We start from the raw sequence: 22,410 nt of genomic DNA on the forward strand, positions 1-22,410 counted from the left end.
CCTGGGGCCCAAAGCGCTCATTCGAGCATTTAACTTTCGTTTACGAGCATTTTAGTGCAAATAATCGCCTTGTCCAGTGACAATGAGGCGAAAAATTCAACAAAAGATGGATACAAAAACGCCGCCAGATGGCGGCGCGGACATGACAAAAGGGGATTAAAGAATAATTTCTATCAATGTTTCAGTGCCTTGTAGGCGCGAAGAAACATTTTCAGGCAAAGGTGCGTTAGTGAACAGCATGTCGATTTGGGTAATATCGCCCACGTTAACCATGGCATTACGCCCGAACTTAGTGTGGTCGACTGCCAACATCACAGAGCGACTGTTTTGCATAATGGCTTGTTTGACCCGTACTTCGTGATAATCGAAATCCAGCAGGCCACCATCGAGATCAATTCCACTGATCCCCAATATGCCAAAATCGAGTCGGAACTGAGAAACAAAATCCAATGTCGCTTCACCCATGATGCCACCATCACGGTTGCGTACTTCCCCACCAGCCATGATGATTTGAAAATCTTCCTTCACCATCAGGATACTGGCGGCATTGAGATTATTGGTCACAATGCGTAAATCTTGATGATTGAGCAACGCTCGCGCGACAGCTTCGGGGGTCGTTCCAATATCAAGAAACAACGTTGCGCCATCTGGAATATGCGCCACAAGCGCTTGTGCCAACTTATTCTTGGTGTCTTGCTGCATCACTTTACGCGCATCATAAGCCGTATTGACAGAGCTAGATGGAATCGTCGCGCCACCGTGTTGGCGTCGGATTTTGTTTTCCGCAGCCAGTTCATTGAGATCACGACGAATCGTCTGAGGGCTGACGTCGAAAAATGCGACCAAATCATCGGTGCTGACGTAGCCTTTGCTTCGAACTAAATCGAGAATTTCCTGATGTCGTAGCGTCTGTTTCACGGTGTCCTCTGCGTAAACACGAAGTCTGGGCTCAGTTTACGTGGCTACACCCTTATTGCCAATGTGGGCAAGCTTAAGGGTGAGCGCGCATCACACTAAGCATCTCACTTAAGAAGGGTTTCTCGCTGCTCGGGAGAATTTGGCATCAAACACGGCAATCGCACAGCCTGACACCAAGCCAAACAGGTGAGCCATATTGGCGATAGCCATACCAAAGGGTTCAAAGAAGCCCACCACCAACCACAACAGCATAAAGCCGACATAGCTTGGCTCTATCGACAGCCCACGAGAAGGCGCCAATGTGCCCATAAGCCACAAATATCCCAGCAAGGCATACACCACGCCCGACATGCCACCAAACGCAGGGCCATCAAACACGTATTGCCCCAAACCAGAAAACAGCGCGGTGAGCAGGAAAAGCTGAACCAATTTGGCACTGCCGCTTATCTTTTCTATCTTCCCACCCAGCACCCACCACCACAGTAAGTTAAACACAATGTGTGTGGCAGAGAAGTGCAATAGCGCGTGGGTAAACAAACGCCAAAGTTGCCATTGCTGATCGTCCGTGGCGGGAAAATGCAGCAAGGAGAAAACTTCATTACCAAAGCCAAGCGTTAACCCTGCATAGGCGATAATGCACACCACCATGATAAAGAGGGTAAACGGCCCAGCGTTTTGTTTGATCGCGGTGAGTATCTTCTGACGCGGATAAGTAAAATGTGCAGTGCGGCTTTCGGCCATATCCCATGAGGCGGATTGATACTTACGACCTGTCGGGTCGTGCAGAAACGCCTGTAACTCAGCTTCTGCTTCGGCCTGATGTTGGCTATCGGCTAACCACAAGGCAAATTGCCCTTCCCCTTCCGGCATCATCTGTACATCGATGTGTCTCGACGCCATGTAATCGATAAATGCCTGTCCAGCACGAGGGTTAGAAATTGCAATCAGCCTTATCATTAATACCTCTTAATCGTTCTTCTAATCGTTATTACCTGCCACTGGCAACGACTGTCGATGCCAAGCTTCAAAACCACCATCTACACTGTACACCTGCTCAAAGCCTTGGTTAATCAAATATTGTGCTGCGCCTTGACTGCTCACGCCGTGATAGCACATTACCAATACAGGCTGTTCATCATCGACGGTCTGAGTGAATTGCACCATGGTGTCATTGGTTAGGTGAAATGCGCCCTGTGGATGAGATAACGAAAATGACTGAGGATCCCGAATATCGACGATCACCGCTTTCTGATCGTTGTCCTGCAGCAACTGCCAAGCATCTAATACCGAGATATGCGCAAATTGTTCCATGGGTTATTCCACTCCCGTGACTTCATTTAAGGTGTTGTCGTTTCAATGAAATAGTCAGAAACAACAAGTAAAACACCATTGTACCCGAGTTTTAGCCAATCCTTGCCACGGAGAAATAAAGGACTTTGTACGCTTTTTAGCCACCTGTGGAAAAGACTGTGGATTGCGTTGATAAAGTAGGATCTAGAGAAAGGATCCACTACATGTAGTGTTGATCGTAATAAAGCTGTGGACAAGTTATCTGAGACCAAACGGGATATGGGTTTTTGAGGCACAAAAAAACCGGCAATCAGCCGGCTTTTTACGATCTTCGAGGGTTGACGATCACAATGCGTCTTCGCCCACGGCCTCTTTCAACTTACGCATCGCATTCTTTTCAAGCTGTCGAATGCGCTCAGCAGAAACCTGATAGTGATCGGCCAATTCCTGCAATGTCGTTTTGTTGTCATCGTCCAACCAACGCGAACGAATAATGTGCTGGCTTCGCTCATCCAGCCCTGACATCGCTGTTGCGAGTCGACGGTTGGCGTGGTCTTCCCAATTCTGAGCCTCAATATTGGTGGCAACGTCTGAGCTTTTGTCTTCTAAGAAGAAAACCGGGGCCACAGGGCCTTCGCGCTCATCATCATCTGCACCGCCATCAAAACCTGCATCTTGTGCGGCAAGACGAGATTCCATCTCACGCACTTCTGAAGCATCAACGCCAAGTTGCTCTGCAACCAAGTTAACTTCTTCGGCGTTAAACCATCCCAGACGCTTTTTCGACTTACGCAAGTTGAAGAACAATTTACGTTGCGCCTTGGTGGTCGCCACTTTCACAATACGCCAGTTACGCAGGACGTATTCGTGAATTTCAGCTTTAATCCAATGCACGGCAAAAGAAACCAGTCTCACACCCACTTCAGGGTTAAAGCGTTTCACCGCTTTCATCAGACCAATGTTACCTTCCTGTACCAGATCAGACACGGGAAGTCCGTAACCGGAATAACCACGGGCAATATGAACAACAAATCTTAGATGAGACAGGATCAGGCTTTTCGCTGCGTCCAAGTCTTCGTCGTAGTGCAGACGTTCTGCAAGCTCACGCTCTTCGTCAGCAGACAGCATTGGATGGCTGTTTACCTGACGTAGATAGCTGTCCAAGCTATCTCTTGAGATTGGGGCTAGTGCATACATCGCTGCTGTCATTTTCACCTCTTTTCGAATTTATCGAACAATAATGGCCTAAAAAGACCAATGGCATACTCTACTCAAGTTCAAAAAAACTGCAAGTCTGAGTGAATGATCACCATGAATGAGACTACAACCCATCAAACAGGTTCAATATCTCGTAAATGTTTACCTGCCGCGAGCCGTGCTGCTAGCAAGCCAATCAACCCAGCGACCATAAACAGGATCAAGGTTTCATCGACACCTAAGCCACTGAGACGAAAACCACTGCTATATAATGTAGCCAATTCTGCCACGGCTGCATCGAGTAAAAAGCCATTTATTGTTGCCACGAGCCAAGCAACCACTGCACCCGATAAAGCCAACCAAACGCCCGTGTACAAATAGGGGCGAAGGATATAACTGTCGGTAGCGCCGACCAACTTCATGACCTGAATTTCTTGTTTCTGGTTCAGTACCTGTAATCGCAGGGTATTGCCGACGATGAGAAACACTGCCATTAACATCAGACCGGAGAAACCCCAAGTTAATGTCAGCACCAAAGACTCTATAGCTGCTAGGCGTTGCAGCCAGTCGCTATCAAGACGGACTTCTTGAATGTCCGATTCTGCGCGCAGCTTTGACGCCAATGCGGTAACCGCGGCCGCATCATCACTCGTTGGTGTCACCACGATAACGCCAGGTAGCGGGTTATCATCGAGCAAACTCACTGCTTCTTCAAATCCTTGGATTTGTCTCAGCTGCAACAAGCCTTGCTCAGGAGAGATATACGCAACCGAGCCAATCTCAGACCACTGACCAATCTCATCACTCAGTGATGTGGCGCGGCTTTCCGGTATCTCATTGAGATAAACCGTCAACTGATTGGGCGCTTGCCATTGTGCACTGACCGCCACCACGTTCTTTGCCAACATATATAACGTAACGGGCAATGCTAGCGAGAAGGCCAAAGCCAATACGGTTAACAAATTCCCCGTTGGTCGCGCCAACAAATCTCGAAGCGCTTGTCCGCACTGCTGTTTGTGTAACGACAAAAAATTAGCCACGCGCCACCTCCGAAAGATGACCTTGGTTCAGGTCAAATCGACGCATGTCGTAGCGGCTCAACAAAGACGTATCGTGAGTCGCCATCAATACGGTGACGCCCACTTGGTTGAACTGACGAAATAATTCCATGATTTGCTGCGATAAGGCCGCATCCAAATTTCCGGTCGGCTCATCGGCAATCAACACTTGCGGGCGATTAACCACCGCACGGGCAATACCCACACGTTGCTGCTCACCGCCTGATAACTGAATGGGTAAACAAGCGGATTTGTCTAACAAACCCACTTTGTCTAACGCTGCAGACACTCGCTTTTTTACGTCTGACTCGTTGGCCTGTTCAATACGGAGCGGCAGGGCGACATTATCGAACACGGTTCTGTCCATCAAGAGTTTATGATCTTGAAAAATCACCCCGATATGGCGACGCAAAAAAGGGATTTCTTTGCGGTCAATACGCGAAATATCGTGATTATTGAACAATATTTTACCGTCACTCGGCCGTTCAATCGCGCACAAAAGTTTCAGCAAGGTACTTTTACCTGCACCAGAGTGACCGGTCAGAAATGCCATGTCGCCTTTGGGCAAGTGAAAGCTTACTTTCTGTAATGCTCGCTGCCCACCGCGGTAGGCTTTACTAACCTGCTGAAACTGGATCACGCCTATCAGTCCTCCTGACTAAACAGTGCTTCAATAAAATCTTCTGCGACAAATGGTCTCAAATCATCAATCCCTTCACCGACACCGATGTAGCGGATAGGAATATTAAATTGATCGGCCACCGCAAAGATAACGCCACCTTTGGCGGTACCATCAAGCTTGGTCAGGGTGATACCCGACAGCGGCGCGATCTCATTGAACAAACGCGCTTGGCTGATGGCATTTTGACCTGTACCCGCATCAATGGTGAGCATGATTTCATGCGGTGCATTCTCGTCGAGCTTTTTCATGACACGGACGATTTTTTTCAGCTCTTCCATCAGGTTAGCTTTGTTTTGCAAACGACCAGCGGTATCTGCGATAACCACATCAACATTACGTGCTTTTGCAGCTTCAATCGCGTCATAGATCACTGATGCGCTATCTGCACCGGTGTGCTGTGCAATCACAGGAACGTTATTACGATCGCCCCAAACCTGTAGCTGTTCGACTGCCGCCGCGCGGAAAGTGTCACCTGCCGCCAGCATGACGGATTTACCTTCTTGCTGGAATTGCTTGGCGAGCTTACCAATAGTGGTGGTTTTACCCACACCGTTAACGCCGACCATCAAAATCACGAATGGCCCGTTTTGGTTTTCCACATCGAGCGGTTTTTCAACCTTACTCAAGATCCCAGCCATTTCCTGCTTGAGCAGACCATACAAGGCCTCACCGTCTTTCAGCTCTTTACGAGAAGCATTGTCGGTCAGGTTATTGATGATCTTGGTCGTGGTATCCATACCAACATCAGCAATAAGAAGCTGCTCTTCCAGTTCTTCAAACAGCTCATCATCAATTTTCTTGCCACTGAACAGACCCAAAAAGCCTGCACCGATGTTCGCTTTGGTCTTCTGAAGACCACGTTTTAAGCGAGCAAATAAACCTTCACGCTTTGGCTTTTCCTGCTCGGCTTGTGTCTTAGCCAGATCTTCAGCGGCTAATTGTTCTGCAGCAATTGCATCGGCTTCAGCTTGCGCTTTCGCATCCGCTTCCGATTTCAAGCGGGCTTGTTCTTCAGCCTGTGCTTTCGCATCCGCTTCTGCTTGCAGGCGCGCTTGCTCTTCAGCCTGCGCTTTCGCATCCGCTTCCGATTTCAAGCGGGCTTGTTCTTCAGCCTGTGCTTTCGCATCCGCTTCTGCTTGCAGGCGCGCTTGCTCTTCAGCCTGTGCTTTCGCATCCGCTTCCGATTTCAGGCGGGCTTGTTCTTCAGCTTGCGCTTTCGCATCCGCATCCGCTTGCAGGCGGGCTTGCTCTTCAGCCTGTGCTTTCGCATCCGCTTCCGCTTGCAGGCGCGCTTGCTCTTCAGCCTGTGCTTTCGCATCCGCTTCCGCTTGCAGGCGCGCTTGCTCTTCAGCCTGTGCTTTCGCATCCGCTTCCGCTTGCAGGCGAACTTGTTCTTCAGCCTGTGCTTTCGCTTTCGCATCCGCTTCCGCTTGCAGGCGAACTTGTTCTTCAGCCTGTGCTTTTGCATCCGCTTCCGCTTGCAGGCGAACTTGTTCTTCAGCCTGTGCTTTCGCATCCGCTTCTGCTTGCAGGCACGCTTGCTCTTCGGCCTGTGCTTTCGCATCGGCTTCCGATTTCAAGCGGGCTTGTTCTTCAGCCTGTGCTTTTGCATCCGTTTCCGCTTGCAGGCGAACTTGTTCTTCAGCCTGTGCTTTCGCATCGGCTTGCGCTTGCAGGCGCGCTTGCTCTTCAGCCTGTGCTTTCGCATCCGCTTCTGCTTGCAGGCGCGCTTGCTCTTCAGCCTGTGCTTTCGCATCCGCTTCTGCTTGCAGGCGCGCTTGCTCTTCAGCCTGTGCTTTCGCATCCGCTTCTGCTTGCAGGCGCGCTTGCTCTTCAGCCTGTGCTTTCGCATCGGCTTCCGCTTGCAGGCGAGCTTCTTCTTCAGCTTGTAAACGGGCTTGCTCAGCCTGTTGTTCTTGTTCGTCGTTCTTTCGGCCGAAACCCAGCCAGGACATAAATCCGCGTTTCTTTTTTTCTGCCATTGGCAAATCCTAAAGCATGATTGGTACAATCAGCACGATGACATCGCGCTAATCTTAAACTGTGAGCACTGCGCCTTATAAATGCAGTGAGGTAACGGCGATGTATTACATACATTGCGGCGCAGAAAATTCGGCGAAAGAGGCCAAAACCCTTACGTCGCTGATCATTTTAAAAAGGGCAAGTTGACCTTGAAAATGCTGAGCCGTTACCGAACCGACATATACTAACACCTTCTTGGCGGTCAAAAAATCTATGGTAAGACGTAACCCTAAAAACCCTGCGAAACAACCTAACGGCAGGGGTAATCATCCTTCATCGAATGCAGGAGGCGGTTCTGGTTTTGTCCGCATTATTTCTGGAAAATGGCGAGGTCGCAAATTGCCAGTTAAGAACGTCGAAGGCCTTCGCCCTACAACAGATCGCGTGAAAGAAACGGTATTCAACTGGCTAGCGGCAGATTTATATCAAGCTAAATGCCTTGATGTGTTCGCAGGTAGTGGCGGTTTAGGGCTTGAAGCTTTGTCTCGTCAGGCTGATCACGTCACGTTACTAGAGCTTGATAAAGGTGCGGCGGCGCAAATCAATCTCAATCTATCCACCTTGAATGCAGACAACGCGACCGTCCATAACATCGATGCCTTGCAGTACTTATCGCAAACCGGACAGCCATTTGATGTGGTCTTTATCGATCCACCGTTTCGTAAAGACTTGTTGAGTGACGTGTTGAACAAACTCGAGCACAATGGCTGGCTTAATAAGAACGCGTTGATTTACATTGAGGCAGAAAAAGAGCTTGGTGTGCCCGACGTTCCCGCGCATTGGGACATGATTAAGGAAAAGCATGCCGGACAAGTGAGCTTCCGGCTGTATCTAAGAGAGGAAAAATGAAAGCACTCATCTTTTTAGCAAAAGCGGCCATTGGCTTTGTCTGGTTGGTATTGATCACGAATATCATCTCGCCGTTTCCGGGTGTAGCCGCGATGGCACTGTATATTATGACCGCCTTCCTGTTCTGCATGCATGGCTTGCAGATGCTGATCTTTATCGGTGCATTCGGCGATAAAGTCTCCATGACTCGCTGGGAAAAATGGTCCATCCTGATATTTGGGATCTTCGCTCTGCTTGATATCCGCCGCAAGTACATGGTTGGTTGATATACCCAGCACTTAGAAGTGACATTGATACAAAAGATAAACAGCAAAAAGGCCTCTTCTGAGGCCTTTTTCGTTTCACGGTGTCTTTCTGCTCAGTAGCACTCGTTTAGTGCTGACAAATCCGCGCGTCATTCACCACTAACGAGCCCGCTTGTTCAAGAATCTTCTTCCTACGGCGCAAGAACACGAGAACTTCACTAAATGACAGCCCATTTTGACTGCAAGTATGAAAACGTGCAGATGCACCCCATTGCCCGCTTACCCAGTCAACCAATGCTTGTTCAGACAAAGTTTGGGATTTGAGGTGGTTTAAGACTTCATGAACATGAATTGACACAGGCATAGCAACTCCACAAACGCACAACGATTAATCGGTCGTTATGGAAACACAGTCTTTGCTAGGCTGTTTTGATATGTCGCAAGATTAATCAGAATTCATCACGCGGTGTGCTGCATTGCCAGCACATCTCAAAGCTACCGCCATTTTCTTCTTGGCAGGATGGGCAGAACCACACACTTTCTGCCTGTGCTTCATACTGATGCAATGCAGATCGCGCTTTTTCTTCACGTAAGGTATCCACCCACAAAGTCACTGCAACCACATCGGCGGGAAGCTCGCCGGTGGCACTGGCGAGTGAGTCGCCTTTAAGCAGGACATCCATTCCCATGGATTCAAGCATTCCTTTCAGACTATGTGCCTCGAGTGAATTGCTTGCACTATACACTTGAATCCACGACATTAATGACTCCTCGCTACTACGGCATCACAGACAAAGTTATCAATCCCTGCGCGCAAAAATACGTGCTCATCACCAGCAATACTGAGGCGCGAAAAGGCCCTTTAAATCGCTCAAAGGCAAGAACGGTATCAGATACCATGAACAACAGTGCCCCACCAAACGCATATGCCGCCGTTTGCGAGTGTGCATTCATCCAAAATTCGCCTGCACCCCATGCCATCTGGGCGATCACGGCAATATAAATTCCAACAGGGATCAGCAAAGGCCCAAGATTAGGCAATAAAAGTAAGAAAACAATGACACTTGCCGCACCAATCAACGAGGGAAGCCACCATATCATGGGGCCATCAAACTGCTGCCAGAACGCAACACTATATAAAATATGCGCAATCAGAAAGCTCAATAGCCCTGGTATGAATCGGTCTTTGGGTAGCATCAAGAACACATCACCAAACAACGAAAATAACAAACGCCAACTAAGATCAAATAAGTGTAAACATTCGCCTCTCCGCCCACCAAGGCGATCAGCATCATCAATAAAATAGTCAACGGTTTAAACAGATAAAACTGCCAACGCGGACCTTTGTAAGCAGCATTGATGTGCAGCAATCCTGAACAACAAACAGCAAGCCAACTCAACATGATCTCTTCCCTTAAATTGCGAGCCAACCAAGTCTAGGGATGCAAGATGGAAAGTCCACCGCACATGTCTCAGAAAGCGAAGCTCGCATCAAAAGCAGGCACCATGACGATTTATATCCGAATAACGCCAGAGCCTGTTCGGCTTTCTCGATCTAAAGCCCTAACGTTACTCCGGTCTATCCCCTTAAAAAGGGTAAGCCTTAGAATATCAGGGGGCGTCTCGATTAAGAGATCAACGATGTATCTCTGTTGACTGTCGATACAATCAAAAAGAGCACCCAAATTGGATGCTCTATTGTTGTTTAGTGTCCATCTTAGTTACCGATGATGTGACGCCAGTTTTCGATATAAAACCAAACCGCACCGACAGTGACAGCAAAAATCAGGAAGAGGGCAACGCGCCAGATCATGCGATTGCTACGAGGCTGTAGCTCTTTTTCGCATTGCTTACAGGCCGATACAAAACCACGCATGTCGTCGACTTCATAGCCGTCTTCATGCACGGCTTTATTTCTGATGGTTGCCACAAAGCGCAATTTGGCGATCACATCATGTGGCAACCGCTCTTGGCAACTCGTCACCAATTCGTGAAGTCCTCGCCCTTGAGCGTGATAATGCTCTTTCAGCAAACGCTCCAGACGCCGACTTTGTCTCACAACAACAGCAATGTCATCCATGTAGGCCTCCTATAGGGCGGTGTCTTAGTACCCGCGATCGATGCTTTTCATTAGCTTACGTCATATCACCAAAAATGAGAAAACTCTTTAACTTCGTTTACATTCGCACCGATGCAAATACAGATAAGTGCGATCGATCACGAATTGTTTCTGGTGGCAGTATGTCTACTCCTTCTTCTGAAGTAGACTCTCGCTCGACATTTTACGGCCGGATTAAGGAGACAACCGTGCCCATTTCTCTGATTTTGCTCATGCTCGCCCTTGCGGTGGTTGCTGGTGTCTACTTTGTATTTACCTTCCAAAAGCATTCATTGGGACACGGCGCAGAAGATCGTGCGATCGACATCCGCATTCTTGATAAACAAGCCGTTTCTCTGCCAAGCCCAGATCAACACCAAGACCCAGAAGAATATTGGATCTATGTTGAGCCAATATCAGGCGGTCCGAAACGCGAATTCCAAGTGGGTATTCATTATTATCACGCCCTACAGCCCGGTGATTGTGGCACGCTAACATACCGCGGCGCTGACTTTGTTCACTTTGCTAAATTGCAAAGAATTAACTAATTAGGGCACTAACCACGCCGTCGCGCGCCACTTCGATAATCCGGCACTGGTCCAGTAAGACAAAACAAAAACGACCAATGTCACCAACGGGATGGCTAACCATGCCATCCCAAGAATCACATCACTTTCCCTCAGCGGCCAAAGAAAAATGGGATGGATCAGGTAAATGCCTAATGAGTGGCGACTAACAACCGTCACCCGCCTTTGCCATTTATCAGACACGTTGTCTGCCCATCGCTTACAAAGCACAAACACCATGGTGGCGATGAGCACAGTATTAATCGTCTTATAAGAGAACCAGCCCGCACTTGTGTATGCACCCTTTGCGACACTTTGTGAGATCGCTGTGTACTCGGTCGCCACCAACGCTAACACGCCCAAAAAGAGTAATAAGCCAAAAGGCACTTCACGCCGATGCAGCGCATAGCCCAGTAACAGATAGCCACCGAAAAGCACCAACTCTTCGACAAAACCCATATCCACCCCCATTAATCTTGCCACACACAGTCCCAGCCAAAGCGCCAATACGGTATTGAACATATCCGGCGCTTCTCGTTTCACTAAAGGACGGAGTACTGGAATCAGTAGATATAGCGGCAGGAAATAATAGAAAAACCCCAAGTGATAGTAAGTTTCTTTCACAGGAAATTGTGTCAATCGTTGTACGGTTTCCGACCAATTTACATTTTGTAACGATATTGCCGCGAGAATTGCATAAAAAACAGACCAGACCACAAAAGGCACAAACACTTTCATCACTCGCCGTTTAACAAAATACGAGGGTGAAAATGGCCGGGTGTCTGACAGCATCAATGCACCTGTAATCATAATGAATACGGGGACAGCCCAGCGACTTGCGCCGTTAATTCCAATGGCAGAAAGCCAGTCACTTTGTGGGATCTCGCCTGCGATGTAGCGATAAGGCCCCAAAACATGAATGGCGATCACTGCAATCGCAGCAACAACACGCAACAACTCGATATAAAAGACTTTTTTTTGCATTTCGGTTCCAGAAAGTGGGCGAAAATTCAATGGCGATGCCGTGATTGTAAACCCGTCGATAATTCCACCAAACCGAACAGAAAACAAACAACATATAATACCAAATGTTAATTTTATTTTAAATTATATAGCTGCATTGGTGCTATTTGATAGCACTACATATTGCAATTGACCGTTTAAATGCCCTAGCATGCTTTTCAGATTAAAGATGGATAGTTACCCAACATGGAGGAACTGATGCAGACATCAGCTTCGCAACATCAAAACGGCGGGAAGCCAAAGAAATCCTTTTTTTCCCGTTTTCTCGATACTGTAGAATTTCTCGGTAACCTTCTCCCTCACCCGGTCACCCTGTTTGCCATTTTGTGTGTGGTCATTTTCTTTGCATCGGGCATTGCGGGTTACTTTGGCATGTCGGTCACCGACCCACGCCCAGAAGGCACGGCGGGTCGTGCTGCTGATGGCATGATTTACGTTAAAAGTCTGATGAACGCGGAAGGCGTGCAGCTTATCGTGATGAATCTCGTGAAGAACTTCACCGGATTCGCCCCTCTAGGCACCGTATTGGTCGCCATGATGGGTGTCGCCGTTGCCGAGCATTCAGGTCTACTTTCCGCCACCATGCGCTCTTTAGTGATGGGGGCGTCTCAACGTATGGTGACCTTAACCGTCGTTTTCGCGGGTATCATCTCAAACACAGCATCGGAGCTGGGTTACGTGGTACTTATCCCACTCGCAGCCATGATATTCCACTCTCTGGGTCGTCACCCATTGGCAGGTCTTGCGGCAGCTTTCGCCGGTGTCTCGGGCGGTTATTCTGCCAACCTGCTGCTAGGTACGGTTGACCCACTGTTGTCTGGTATCACTGAAACCGCCGCACAAATGATTGACCCTGTGTACACGGTTGGCCCAGAAGCGAACTGGTACTTTATGTTTGCATCGACCTTCCTGATCACCATTTTGGGTGCCTTGGTTACTGAGAAAATTGTTGAGCCAAAGCTCGGCAAATACGATCAGTCCATGGCGGCAGAAGATTTCGAAGCCAAAGAAGCAGGCAAAGTCACTGACATTGAGAAGCGCGGTATGCGCAATGCAGGCATCGCGGCGCTTATCGTATCAGCCTTACTGGCGATGACCATCGTGCCGGAATGGGGCATTCTGCGTAACCCTGAAACGGGCTTAGTGGCAGGCTCTCCGTTCTTAAAAGGTATTGTTGCCTTCATTTTGGTGTTCTTTGCTATTCCAGGTTACGTTTACGGTAAAACCGTCGGCACCATGAAGACTGATCGTGACGTGATTGATGCGATGGCAAAATCCATCAGCGCCATGGGTCTTTACATCGTGCTGGTCTTCTTTGCCGCGCAGTTCGTGGCACTGTTTAAATGGACCAACTTCGGTCAGGTTATTGCCGTTGGTGGTGCAGACTTCCTGCAAAACATCGGTCTAACTGGCCCAATGTTGTTCTTCGCCTTCATCATCATGTGCGGCATTATCAACCTGACACTCGGTTCAGCGTCTGCGCAGTGGGCAGTGACCGCACCGATATTCGTGCCAATGCTGATGCTGGTTGGCTATGCGCCGGAAACCATTCAGGCGGCATACCGTATCGGTGATTCGGTGACAAACCTTATTACCCCGATGATGAGCTACTTCGGTCTTATTTTGGCGGTAGCCTCACGCTATAAGCGAGATTTAGGCATAGGGACATTGATCGCCACCATGCTGCCATACACGCTGGTATTCTTGTTAGGTTGGAGCATCTTTTTCTACTTGTGGGTATTCGTCGTGGGTATGCCAGTGGGTCCAGGCTCCGCCACGTACTTTAACTTCAGCCAGTAATGACTGCCGTGTAATGATGAAACAGCCAGCAAATGCTGGCTGTTTTTGTTTGTGACTATTTTTCCTTCGACAATGCCTAACCATGAACATAGATGCCTTAACATAGATCCCTTAACATAGGCGCCCTGTTTTCGCTGACAACTGGCGATATTCCTAACACATACCCGAGCACTTCTCGTGTGTCGTGATATGCTAAATAGAAACCCCGAACCGGAATGTACATGTCAATTGAACGCCCTTTTTTATTTTCTCGTGAAGACGAGTTAGCCACCACCATGGCTGAACAAGTTGCGCCATTTTGGGCAACACGTCAGCAAGGGCAGATCATTGGCCAAGAAGGCCTGCGTCTGCATTGGTGCGCCTTCACCAAGCCTGAGCACACCCGCGCTATCGTGGTGGTCAATGGCCGAATTGAAGCGACTGAAAAATATAAGGAAGTGTTTTTCGATTTGTTCCGTCAAGGCTATGACGTTTACAGTTATGACCATCGTGGACAAGGTCAGAGTCAACGTCTCGTCACAGGCAGTGACATCGGCCATGTGGTGGACTTTGAGCATTACGTTGACGACCTTGAAACCTTTGTCGATGAAATCGTCACGCAAAAGCCCCACCAGCAACGCATGATACTGGCGCATTCGATGGGCGGCGCGATCACCACCCTCTATGCCGCAAGAAAGCCGGCCGCCATTGACGCATTAGCACTCAGTGCCCCGATGTTTGGCATCAATCTTTCACCAACACTGAGAAAAGTGGCTAAGCCGCTGTGCCGTGCATTGTCAACCATCCAACATCCCGCTGGTTATGCGCCAGGCCAGGTTCCGTATTGGCTCAAACCGTTTAAGCACAACTTGCTGACTCACTCAGAAACTCGCTACCAGTGGTTTCGCAAGCTGTATGAGGATAATGAGACACTCAAAGTTGGTGGCCCGAGCAGTCAATGGATTTGGCAAAGTATGTCTGCCTGTGAACGCACGATTGAGGCGGCACGAATGATCGATATGCCGATGCTTGTGATGCAGGCGGCACGCGATGAAGTCGTGTGTAACCACACCATGTTCCATTTTCACCGTGAACGTCAGGCGCTCAATCTGCCTATCAAATTTGATATCGTGCCAAACTCTCGTCATGAATTATTGTTCGAAAAAGACGTGACACGCGACACGGCTCTTAACCTGTCTCTCTCCTTCTTCGATGCGCAATCGGCCGTACCACTTGAGCAAACCGCGTAATTGCCAGTGAGAAACGAGTCAACCAGCAAATTTGTCGGTTATTTCGCCTAAACGGGAAAAAATAACCGACGATTTGATCCCTTTTCTTTCTTTCGCGCTTGGATACACTGAAGGGGTATTGAACACTCTTCTCTTCGACTTGAGGTACATATGTACAGAATCGTTGCGTCCGATCTCGACGGCACCCTGCTGACACCAGACCATAGCATCGCTCCTTATACTCGTGACGTCTTACAACGCCTGCATCAAAAGGGCGAGCATTTTGTTTTCGCAACCGGTCGTCACCACATCGATGTGGCACACATTCGCCAGAGCGTGGGCATTCCAGCATTCATGATCACCTCAAACGGTGCGCGCGTTCACGACGCGGATGACAACTTGGTTTTCAGCCGCAATGTCGAACCAGAAGTAATCACAGAACTGGTCAACATGATGAAGGACGATGAAACCGTCACGATTCATATCTATCGTGAGAACGATTGGTTACTGAACCGCGTTGACGAAGATTTAGCGAAATACCACAAAGATTCAGGTTTCAGCTTTACGCTGTTTGACCCAGAAAATCCGCCACTTGAAGACGTAGCGAAAATCTTCTTCATTCGTCATGATCATGATTACCTGACGGCCTATGAGAAGAAATTCATCGACACCTTCGGCGATAAAGTCAGCGTGGCTTTTTCTACGCCATTTTGTCTTGAAGTTATGGCCGCTGGTGTATCGAAAGGCGAAGCATTAAAAGCGGTTGCGGAAATCAAAGGCTTTAGCCTTGATGAATGTATCGCGTTTGGCGATGGCATGAATGACGTGGAAATGTTGAGTGCCGCGAAGAAAGGCTTGGTGATGGAAACCGCGCATCCACGCGTAAAAGCCACACTGCCTAACAACGAAGTGATCGGCAGTCATGCAGACGAAGCAGTGGCTCGCTATCTTGAAACACACCTGCTGTAACGCTGTGTTGGCTTGAAAAGCAATAATGTAAAGCGTGTGCTATAACAGATACATAAGATGCAGTACGGCAGCGATTCCCCCCGCTGCCGTTTTCTTTTTCAGTCACTTGACCTAATTCGCCAATTTAACTGACGCTACCCACGACTACCTTTTGCGTGCTTCCGACATCGCAAGGATTTCGCTCCACTGCATCTCAGTGACGGGCATAATGCTGAGACGACTGCCTTTCTTGACCAGCGGCATCTCTTCCAACGCAGGGTTCGCTTTGATCCGCGCCAGCGACAAGTACGGCAGATGCTGACGATAGGCCACATCGACCATTATCCAACGTGGATTTTCCGGTGAGCTTTTGGGATCAAAATAAGGGCTTTCAGGGTCAAACTGAAAATGATCGGGATACGCGGCCTTCACCACTTCAGCGATGCCTACCACACCCACATCTTTGCACGAGGAGTGGTAGATGAACGCAAGATCGCCAACTTTCATTCCATCACGCATCATATTTCGCGCCTGATAATTGCGCACACCTTCCCAGCACGAGACCTTTTGCTGTTTTAAGGTGTCTATAGAAAAAGTATCAGGCTCGGTTTTTAATAGCCAATACGCCATAATCTCCCCATTGGTGTGAATGCCATCATCATGGTTTTACCCTTTTAGCCCATGAAAGAGAAGAGGAATCTCCGTTGCCAATTCCAAATCACCGCCTTCCAAAACTGCTGAGCCTCGCTGTTATTATTAGCCTGCTTTCTGCCTGCAGCCAATCACCATCTGGGCCCGTTGAACTGGGAAACTCTGATGATTTACAAACACAATCATCGCTTCAATCGGCACCAACGTCAGTCCCGCAACGTTTTATGCTACGTGGTGAAGTCACCTTGAGCCATGAAGTGCGAGCTATCACGCCGTGCGGCAGTAACAGCCAATACTGGCTGCAACTCGACCCATCACTTACACAGCAAGGCTTAGGCTTAAGCGCAAGCCCTTATCGCTCCATCTATGGAGAAGTCGTTGGCGAGTTGGTTGCGCCATCATCAGACGGGTTTGGAGCCGACTACCCTGCCACGTTCAAAGTCACGCAACTCAACCTGATGTCAGCAGAAATTGACGGCTGCCAACAACCCCGTGACCGCACAGTCGCTTCGGGCACGGAGCCTTTCTGGGGAGTGTCTGTTGAAAGCAATACACTGCAATTTAGTCGCTTAGGGCATAACAGCGAAAACGTCACGCTCACTGCTCGAGACATCAGTCCAGAAGCACGAATTTATCAGGCCGATGGCACAACACTGACGCTCCGCCCTGAGCTTTGTAGCGATGGCATGAGTGACAGCATCTATGGCTGGACATCCAATTTCACCAAGGGCAAGCAATCATGGCACGGCTGCGCAACGTTATCGGCAGATGACCCCACCCAAGAGTGGGTCGGTAATTATCAAGGAGTCACCACACTTGGTGATACCCGATTGACGACCACAGTCACCCTGAACTCAGATCATTCTGCCACCACGCATTATCAGCAAGCCAATGAGCCAGAACTCATCGAAACAGGCATTTGGCAGCAAGTGAACGCCAATGCCGTGCAAGTCATGATGACTCGCCATCAAGGCCAGTACCTGGTGAGTGAACGTCTGTTTGAGCGAAATGGACTGACCCTGACTGCTGACAAAGAAATCGTCAATGGCCGCGAATACAGTCTTGGCGCGCAAGGGTTAACCTTGTCTTTGATGGTTGGCAGCAAAACAGACGCGACCAAAATGTCACACGGTGTGGAAGGTTCAGCGGAGTTCAACCCAAAGGTTGATGCGGCGTTGAAAGCTTATTTGGGTGAGGCTGCTACCGAAGTAGCAGGCACACGTTATCGTTGGTTGAGCGAAGATCTCAACAACGATGGCAACAACGAATTACTGGTATTGACCGACTGGTGCGGCAGCGGTGGCTGCACCTTGTTAGTGTTTGCTAACCAAAACGGCGATTGGCGCTTCAACAGCCGTATAAGCTTGGTTCATCTCCCGTTCCAAATGAGTAATACGACGCACAATGGCTGGCGTGATTTGATCATGCCTGTCGGTGGCGGTGGCGCCAAAGCCTCCACCCGCGTGCTTCACTTTGACGGTAACCGTTATCCCTCGAACCCTTCGGTTGCCCCCGAGGTTAATCTGCCCGACGCTGCCGATACCTACCTGTTCTCAGATGGCATTTATCCGCAACAGGAAGGCGTTACGCTTAACTAATTGAACGGCGAGGAATACACATTGCCAACCAAACCTGCGCCGTGTGAACATTGCGGCTTTCATTACAACTGCTTGTGCGACCAAACTCCGTCGTTAAACAGCAATGTGCGTATTGAACTATTAATGCACGAAACAGAAGCCAACCGCGCCACCAATACCGGTCGGCTTTTGGAAGCTTCACTGCCGCTTTGTCGACGTCACATCTGGCACCGAAAAACACCACCAGCAGAATTGCTGACCTTACTGGCAGACCCTGCGGCTCAGCCATTTTTGGTATTTCCAAACGAAACGGCGACCCCGCTAGAGAGATTGACAGAATGTCACCCGTCATCATCAAACAGACAGCCATACGAAAAGCCTCTGCATTTCATCATCGTGGATGCAACGTGGCAGCAGGCGCACAAGATGCTGCGCCAGAGCCCTTGGCTGGAAGATATACCAACGGTGACCTTGCCCGAGGGGCTGACAACCGCCTATTCACTGCGCCGCAATCAACCCTCGGGGTCACTCTGCACCTGTGAAGTCGGCATTGAAATCTTAGCCGCGCTAGGTGAACAGGAGAACGCTCGCGCCATATCTGCATACTTTCATCAATTTATGCTCATGTTCGAAGCAGATCGGCAACATATCGCGTTATCACAATAGCGCACCTAAGACTTGCAAGCCGGCAAGTCTGACTTTACTGTTATGAAACAGATATCGCTCACAGGACGCACAAACATGACCGTGGTATCAATGGCGGCCAATACGCCGCTTGAACAGCAGATAAATGCCTTAGAAACACAGTTTTCTAAGCTGACCGAATTGGGTAAACAAATCCCTGACATTGGCTATGCCGAGCGCATTGAAGACTTAACTCGCCTGCAGCGCGTACTGAAAATCCATACTGACGCGTTAGTTGACGCATTATCGCAAGATTATGGTCATCGCAGTCGTACCGACACCCTGATGGCAGACATCATGCCGTGCTTTCAGATGCTTCGTTATACCAAGCGCAAGCTCAAGCGCTGGATGAAACCTTCGCGCCGATCCACCGGTCTTTTGCTCGCCCCCGCCAAGGTTGAAATTCATTATCAGCCACTTGGCGTTGTCGGCATCATCGTGCCATGGAACTTCCCGATCACCTTAAGCCTGATCCCTTTGATGACAGCTATCGCGGCGGGCAACCGCGTGATGCTCAAGATGAGTGAATTCACGCCACTCACCAATCAGGTTGTCAAAACCATGCTCAGAGAGGCGTTTTCTGAAGACAAAGTGAGTGTCATTGAAGGCGATGTCGCGGTGGCAACCGCATTCACCAAGCTGCCTTTCGATCACCTGCTGTTTACTGGCTCGACCGAAGTGGGCAAAAAAGTGATGGAAGCCGCTTCCGCAAACCTCACACCTGTCACGCTAGAGTTAGGCGGGAAATCCCCCGTGATTATTGCCCCCGACATTGCCCCCGAGATCGCGGCGGAGCGTCTGTTGTTTGGCAAAAACCTCAATGCTGGGCAAATCTGCGTCGCCCCCGACCATCTTTATGTTCATGAAGATAAACTGGATGATGTCGTCGAAGCGCTTCGCGCTCAATGGAAGGCCGCCTACCCCGAGGGTATTCAAAGCGATGATCGCACGGCCATTATCAATGACCGCCAATTCGCCAGACTGGAGTCTTTGATTGATGATGCACAAAAGCATGGCGTCACAGTTATCCCGCTGAGTGAAGAAGCCATACTGCCTGCAACACGAAAAATGGCGCTTCACCTGGTGATCAACCCGCCCGCAGACAGCGTCATCATGCAGCAAGAAATCTTCGGCCCCTTGCTGCCCATCATCACATATCACGATGTGCAGGATGTGCTCACGATCATTCGAAACATGCCACGACCATTAGCCCTGTATTTGATGTCCTTTGATGAAGATTTCAAGCGTCATGTCATCCGACACACGCACTCAGGCTCTATCGCCGTTAATGACACCATTACCCAGGTTGCCGTCGATGACGCACCTTTTGGCGGCGTAGGTCCATCTGGTTTAGGTCACTACCACGGCATCGAAGGCTTCCGCACTTTCAGCCATGCCAAAACCGTGCTCAGCCGAGGCAAGTTCAACCCCGGCAAGCTGATGACACCGCCGTATGGAAAATGGTGGCAAAAGATCATGTTCACGTTGTTTTTGCGATAAAAGAAGGCGCTGCTATTACGTGGCGCCTTTTTCAAAATCTACAAAATTTAAAAATAAAAAATCACACCATATGAAACATGTGTGCGCTATTTTTTAAAATATATTCAAGAATGTGAAATAAAACGTCAATGTAACGTCGTGCAGGCATCATTATGCACGGGATGTGATAATAAATTGCAGTGCTGATATTTTTGGAGAGTGATTTTAATCTAGAAAAGAGGTGTAAATAGAAGGCTTGGAGCGCAAACGATTTATTGCAGGCGAAAAAAAACGCAGATGGAAAACCACCTGCGCTCTTCTTTCGAAATTACAGAGCTACTACGTTAGCAGCTTGTGGGCCTTTTTGGCCTTGCTCAACTTCGAAAGATACTTTTTGGCCTTCAGCCAGAGTTTTGAAGCCTTCAGAAGCGATAGCACGGAAGTGAACGAATACGTCAGCACCGCCGTTGTCTTGAGTAATAAAACCAAAACCTTTCTCTTCGTTAAACCATTTTACTAGACCAGTTGTTTTGTTAGACATAATGTGTCCCTTAATATTAATTCATAAAAAATTTCGCAAAAATGCGATGCACTGAAAGCTTGAATTATTGAATGTTACGATGAAGCTAAGGGAAACACAGAGGGCACAACAATTGGAAGGCAAACTGAATTTTTACTTTTACTTTTACGTCTTTCATTAATAACCCTGTTCAACAGAGCGAGGTGAATAATACTCGAACGCCTATTTTTGTAAAGGTTTATTTTTAACGTTTAGAGAATAAAATTTGCGCACTAAGCCCGAGGCCTGCCTCCCCCTAAAAGTGGAAGCACCAGACCTCGATTCAAGTCTTTCATTTACTTACTGCTAATCACACATTCTGCCCTGCAACCCAGCCGGAACTCCATGCCCACTGGAAGTTGTACCCCCCCAGCCAGCCAGACACATCCATCACTTCGCCGACAAAATATAGCCCTGAGACCTTTTTCGTTTCCATGGTTTTTGAAGACAGTTCATCAGTATCCACGCCGCCCAGCGTGACTTCCGCCGTGCGATAGCCTTCTGTGCCGTTCGGGGCGATATTCCACTGGTGCAGATAATCCGCCAGCGACGCAATCTCTTTGGGGTTGAGCTGCTTGAGCGGCTTATCTTCGATATCACCGCGTGTGATCATGGCTTCGACCAAACGCTTTGGAAGCAATCGTGACAAGCTGTTTTTCAGGCTCTGCGCCGGATGTTTGTCACGCATCGCGTTGATGGTGTCAGCCAGATCTAAATCCGGCAACAAGTTCACCGTGACTTTCTCGCCGGGCACCCAGTATGAACTTATCTGCAACACCACAGGGCCAGACAAACCACGATGGGTAAACAGTAGGTTCTCTTTAAAGGTCACATCATTTTCTGACGTGATGGTGACCGGAATGGCAATACCAGACAAATCAGCAAACGCAGCCTTGTCTTTGTCGTGCAAAGTGAATGGCACTAGGCCTGCGGTGGTCGGTATGCGCTTCAAGCCAAACTGCTCTGCAATGTGGTAACCGAATGGGGTTGCGCCGAGCTTGGGCATTGATAGCCCACCTGTTGCCACCACCAATGACTGACACGCTACCGTGTCGGTATCGAGTTTTAATGTGAAGCCGTCTTCGTTTTTCTCAATGCTATGCACATCGCAACGATAGCGTTGTTCGACATTGGGCATATCGCACTCTTTTAGCAGCATTTCGACGATATCTTTCGCCGAGTCGATGCAAAATAGCTGGCCGTGCTCACGCTCTTCCCATGCAATGCCGTATTCGTTGATCATGGAAAAGAAATCCCACTGGCTGTATTGCGCCAGGGCGGACTTAGCAAAATGCGGATTGCCACAGACGAAGTTAGATGCCGTTACGTCGTAGTTAGTGAAGTTGCAACGACCACCGCCGGAGATCAGAATCTTCCGTCCTGGTTTTTTGCCGTTATCGACCACCAGCACGGAACGACCGCGCTTACCCGCTTGCGCGGCACACATCAAGCCTGCTGCACCTGCGCCAATGATCACTACATCAACTTGCTTCATCTCTTCACTCTACTGCTTTAACAACGATCTGCATTAAATAGGGCGGCATTGTAGCCGCCCA

The 22,410-nt window shown here is 49.0% G+C and carries 23 protein-coding genes and 1 pseudogene; 9 read left to right on the forward strand and 15 right to left on the reverse strand.

Features of this window, described 5'->3' with window-relative positions; all coding sequences use genetic code 11:
- Nucleotides 1-156: 156 nt before the first annotated feature.
- The 7 genes from AC3CIC_RS15730 to ftsY form a co-directional block, all read right to left on the reverse strand.
- Nucleotides 157-918: a DeoR/GlpR family transcriptional regulator gene (locus AC3CIC_RS15730; protein ID WP_016961852.1), complete on the reverse strand. Its 762-nt coding sequence runs from the start codon at nt 916-918 to the stop codon at nt 157-159.
- Between the two features lie 108 nt (nt 919-1,026).
- Complete coding sequence (gene glpG / locus AC3CIC_RS15735; RefSeq protein ID WP_017007028.1) at nt 1,027-1,875, reverse strand: rhomboid family intramembrane serine protease GlpG; 849 nt, start codon at nt 1,873-1,875, stop codon at nt 1,027-1,029.
- Between the two features lie 21 nt (nt 1,876-1,896).
- Complete coding sequence (glpE, locus tag AC3CIC_RS15740) at nt 1,897-2,229, reverse strand: thiosulfate sulfurtransferase GlpE (RefSeq protein WP_016961850.1); 333 nt, start codon at nt 2,227-2,229, stop codon at nt 1,897-1,899.
- Nucleotides 2,230-2,553: 324 nt separating this feature from the next.
- The gene (rpoH, locus tag AC3CIC_RS15745; RefSeq protein WP_016961849.1) at nt 2,554-3,417 is read right to left on the reverse strand and encodes an RNA polymerase sigma factor RpoH; all 864 of its coding nucleotides are present in this window, start codon (nt 3,415-3,417) and stop codon (nt 2,554-2,556) included.
- Between the two features lie 122 nt (nt 3,418-3,539).
- Complete coding sequence (gene ftsX, locus AC3CIC_RS15750; RefSeq protein ID WP_016961848.1) at nt 3,540-4,445, reverse strand: permease-like cell division protein FtsX; 906 nt, start codon at nt 4,443-4,445, stop codon at nt 3,540-3,542.
- A complete protein-coding gene (gene ftsE / locus AC3CIC_RS15755; RefSeq protein ID WP_016961847.1) occupies nt 4,438-5,103 on the reverse strand; it encodes a cell division ATP-binding protein FtsE in 666 nt (221 codons plus the stop codon). Before ftsE ends, ftsX begins: the two co-directional genes overlap by 8 nt.
- A gap of 5 nt (nt 5,104-5,108) precedes the next feature.
- A complete protein-coding gene (gene ftsY, locus AC3CIC_RS15760; protein WP_488515927.1) occupies nt 5,109-6,335 on the reverse strand; it encodes a signal recognition particle-docking protein FtsY in 1,227 nt (408 codons plus the stop codon).
- Nucleotides 6,336-7,380: 1,045 nt separating this feature from the next.
- Between ftsY and rsmD the strand changes: the two genes are divergently transcribed.
- Both rsmD and AC3CIC_RS15770 read left to right on the forward strand, forming a co-directional pair.
- Complete coding sequence (gene rsmD, locus AC3CIC_RS15765) at nt 7,381-8,016, forward strand: 16S rRNA (guanine(966)-N(2))-methyltransferase RsmD (protein WP_488515023.1); 636 nt, start codon at nt 7,381-7,383, stop codon at nt 8,014-8,016.
- Entirely contained in the window at nt 8,013-8,282 is a 270-nt protein-coding gene (locus tag AC3CIC_RS15770) for a DUF1145 domain-containing protein (RefSeq protein WP_016960610.1), read from the forward strand. The genes rsmD and AC3CIC_RS15770 overlap by 4 nt, the downstream gene beginning before the upstream one ends.
- Nucleotides 8,283-8,388: 106 nt before the next feature.
- Here AC3CIC_RS15770 and AC3CIC_RS15775 read toward each other — a convergent pair whose 3' ends face one another.
- From AC3CIC_RS15775 to AC3CIC_RS15790, 4 genes and pseudogenes are all read right to left on the reverse strand, one after another.
- Nucleotides 8,389-8,625: a YecH family metal-binding protein gene (locus AC3CIC_RS15775; RefSeq protein ID WP_016960609.1), complete on the reverse strand. Its 237-nt coding sequence runs from the start codon at nt 8,623-8,625 to the stop codon at nt 8,389-8,391.
- Nucleotides 8,626-8,710: 85 nt separating this feature from the next.
- Nucleotides 8,711-9,022, reverse strand: a complete 312-nt coding sequence (locus tag AC3CIC_RS15780) for a putative signal transducing protein (protein WP_016960608.1) — start codon at nt 9,020-9,022, stop codon at nt 8,711-8,713.
- Nucleotides 9,023-9,038: 16 nt separating this feature from the next.
- Nucleotides 9,039-9,664, reverse strand: a pseudogene (locus AC3CIC_RS15785) (lysoplasmalogenase).
- Between the two features lie 314 nt (nt 9,665-9,978).
- Entirely contained in the window at nt 9,979-10,341 is a 363-nt protein-coding gene (locus tag AC3CIC_RS15790) for a DUF4145 domain-containing protein (RefSeq protein ID WP_488515024.1), read from the reverse strand.
- Between the two features lie 227 nt (nt 10,342-10,568).
- Between AC3CIC_RS15790 and AC3CIC_RS15795 the strand changes: the two genes are divergently transcribed.
- Nucleotides 10,569-10,907, forward strand: a complete 339-nt coding sequence (locus AC3CIC_RS15795; protein ID WP_016960605.1) for a DUF2500 domain-containing protein — start codon at nt 10,569-10,571, stop codon at nt 10,905-10,907.
- Here AC3CIC_RS15795 and AC3CIC_RS15800 read toward each other — a convergent pair whose 3' ends face one another.
- Complete coding sequence (locus tag AC3CIC_RS15800; RefSeq protein WP_488515025.1) at nt 10,908-11,909, reverse strand: acyltransferase; 1,002 nt, start codon at nt 11,907-11,909, stop codon at nt 10,908-10,910.
- A gap of 237 nt (nt 11,910-12,146) precedes the next feature.
- On the opposite strand from AC3CIC_RS15800, the gene AC3CIC_RS15805 reads away from it, so the two are divergent.
- From AC3CIC_RS15805 to AC3CIC_RS15815, 3 genes are all read left to right on the forward strand, one after another.
- Entirely contained in the window at nt 12,147-13,748 is a 1,602-nt protein-coding gene (locus AC3CIC_RS15805) for an AbgT family transporter (protein WP_016960603.1), read from the forward strand.
- A gap of 221 nt (nt 13,749-13,969) precedes the next feature.
- On the forward strand, nt 13,970-14,977 hold the full coding sequence (locus tag AC3CIC_RS15810; protein ID WP_488515026.1) for an alpha/beta fold hydrolase: 1,008 nt from the start codon (nt 13,970-13,972) through the stop codon (nt 14,975-14,977).
- A 150-nt stretch (nt 14,978-15,127) separates the two neighbouring features.
- On the forward strand, nt 15,128-15,925 hold the full coding sequence (locus AC3CIC_RS15815; RefSeq protein ID WP_016960601.1) for a Cof-type HAD-IIB family hydrolase: 798 nt from the start codon (nt 15,128-15,130) through the stop codon (nt 15,923-15,925).
- Nucleotides 15,926-16,069: 144 nt separating this feature from the next.
- On the opposite strand, the gene AC3CIC_RS15820 is transcribed toward AC3CIC_RS15815, so the two are convergent.
- The gene (locus tag AC3CIC_RS15820) at nt 16,070-16,534 is read right to left on the reverse strand and encodes an EVE domain-containing protein (RefSeq protein WP_016960600.1); all 465 of its coding nucleotides are present in this window, start codon (nt 16,532-16,534) and stop codon (nt 16,070-16,072) included.
- A gap of 74 nt (nt 16,535-16,608) precedes the next feature.
- Between AC3CIC_RS15820 and AC3CIC_RS15825 the strand changes: the two genes are divergently transcribed.
- The 3 genes from AC3CIC_RS15825 to AC3CIC_RS15835 all read left to right on the forward strand — a co-directional run bounded on the left by AC3CIC_RS15825 (nt 16,609) and on the right by AC3CIC_RS15835 (nt 20,316).
- Entirely contained in the window at nt 16,609-18,153 is a 1,545-nt protein-coding gene (locus AC3CIC_RS15825) for a COG3650 family protein (protein ID WP_488515027.1), read from the forward strand.
- Between the two features lie 21 nt (nt 18,154-18,174).
- Complete coding sequence (locus AC3CIC_RS15830; RefSeq protein ID WP_394212380.1) at nt 18,175-18,798, forward strand: tRNA-uridine aminocarboxypropyltransferase; 624 nt, start codon at nt 18,175-18,177, stop codon at nt 18,796-18,798.
- A 75-nt stretch (nt 18,799-18,873) separates the two neighbouring features.
- Nucleotides 18,874-20,316, forward strand: a complete 1,443-nt coding sequence (locus AC3CIC_RS15835; RefSeq protein ID WP_488515028.1) for a coniferyl aldehyde dehydrogenase — start codon at nt 18,874-18,876, stop codon at nt 20,314-20,316.
- Between the two features lie 307 nt (nt 20,317-20,623).
- On the opposite strand, the gene cspE is transcribed toward AC3CIC_RS15835, so the two are convergent.
- On the reverse strand, nt 20,624-20,836 hold the full coding sequence (cspE, locus tag AC3CIC_RS15840; protein WP_016960596.1) for a transcription antiterminator/RNA stability regulator CspE: 213 nt from the start codon (nt 20,834-20,836) through the stop codon (nt 20,624-20,626).
- Nucleotides 20,837-21,164: 328 nt separating this feature from the next.
- The gene (locus tag AC3CIC_RS15845) at nt 21,165-22,349 is read right to left on the reverse strand and encodes a BaiN/RdsA family NAD(P)/FAD-dependent oxidoreductase (protein WP_016960595.1); all 1,185 of its coding nucleotides are present in this window, start codon (nt 22,347-22,349) and stop codon (nt 21,165-21,167) included.
- Nucleotides 22,350-22,410: the final 61 nt, after the last annotated feature.

The sequence above is a fragment of the Enterovibrio sp. QJM3NY_24 genome, assembly GCF_057786035.1.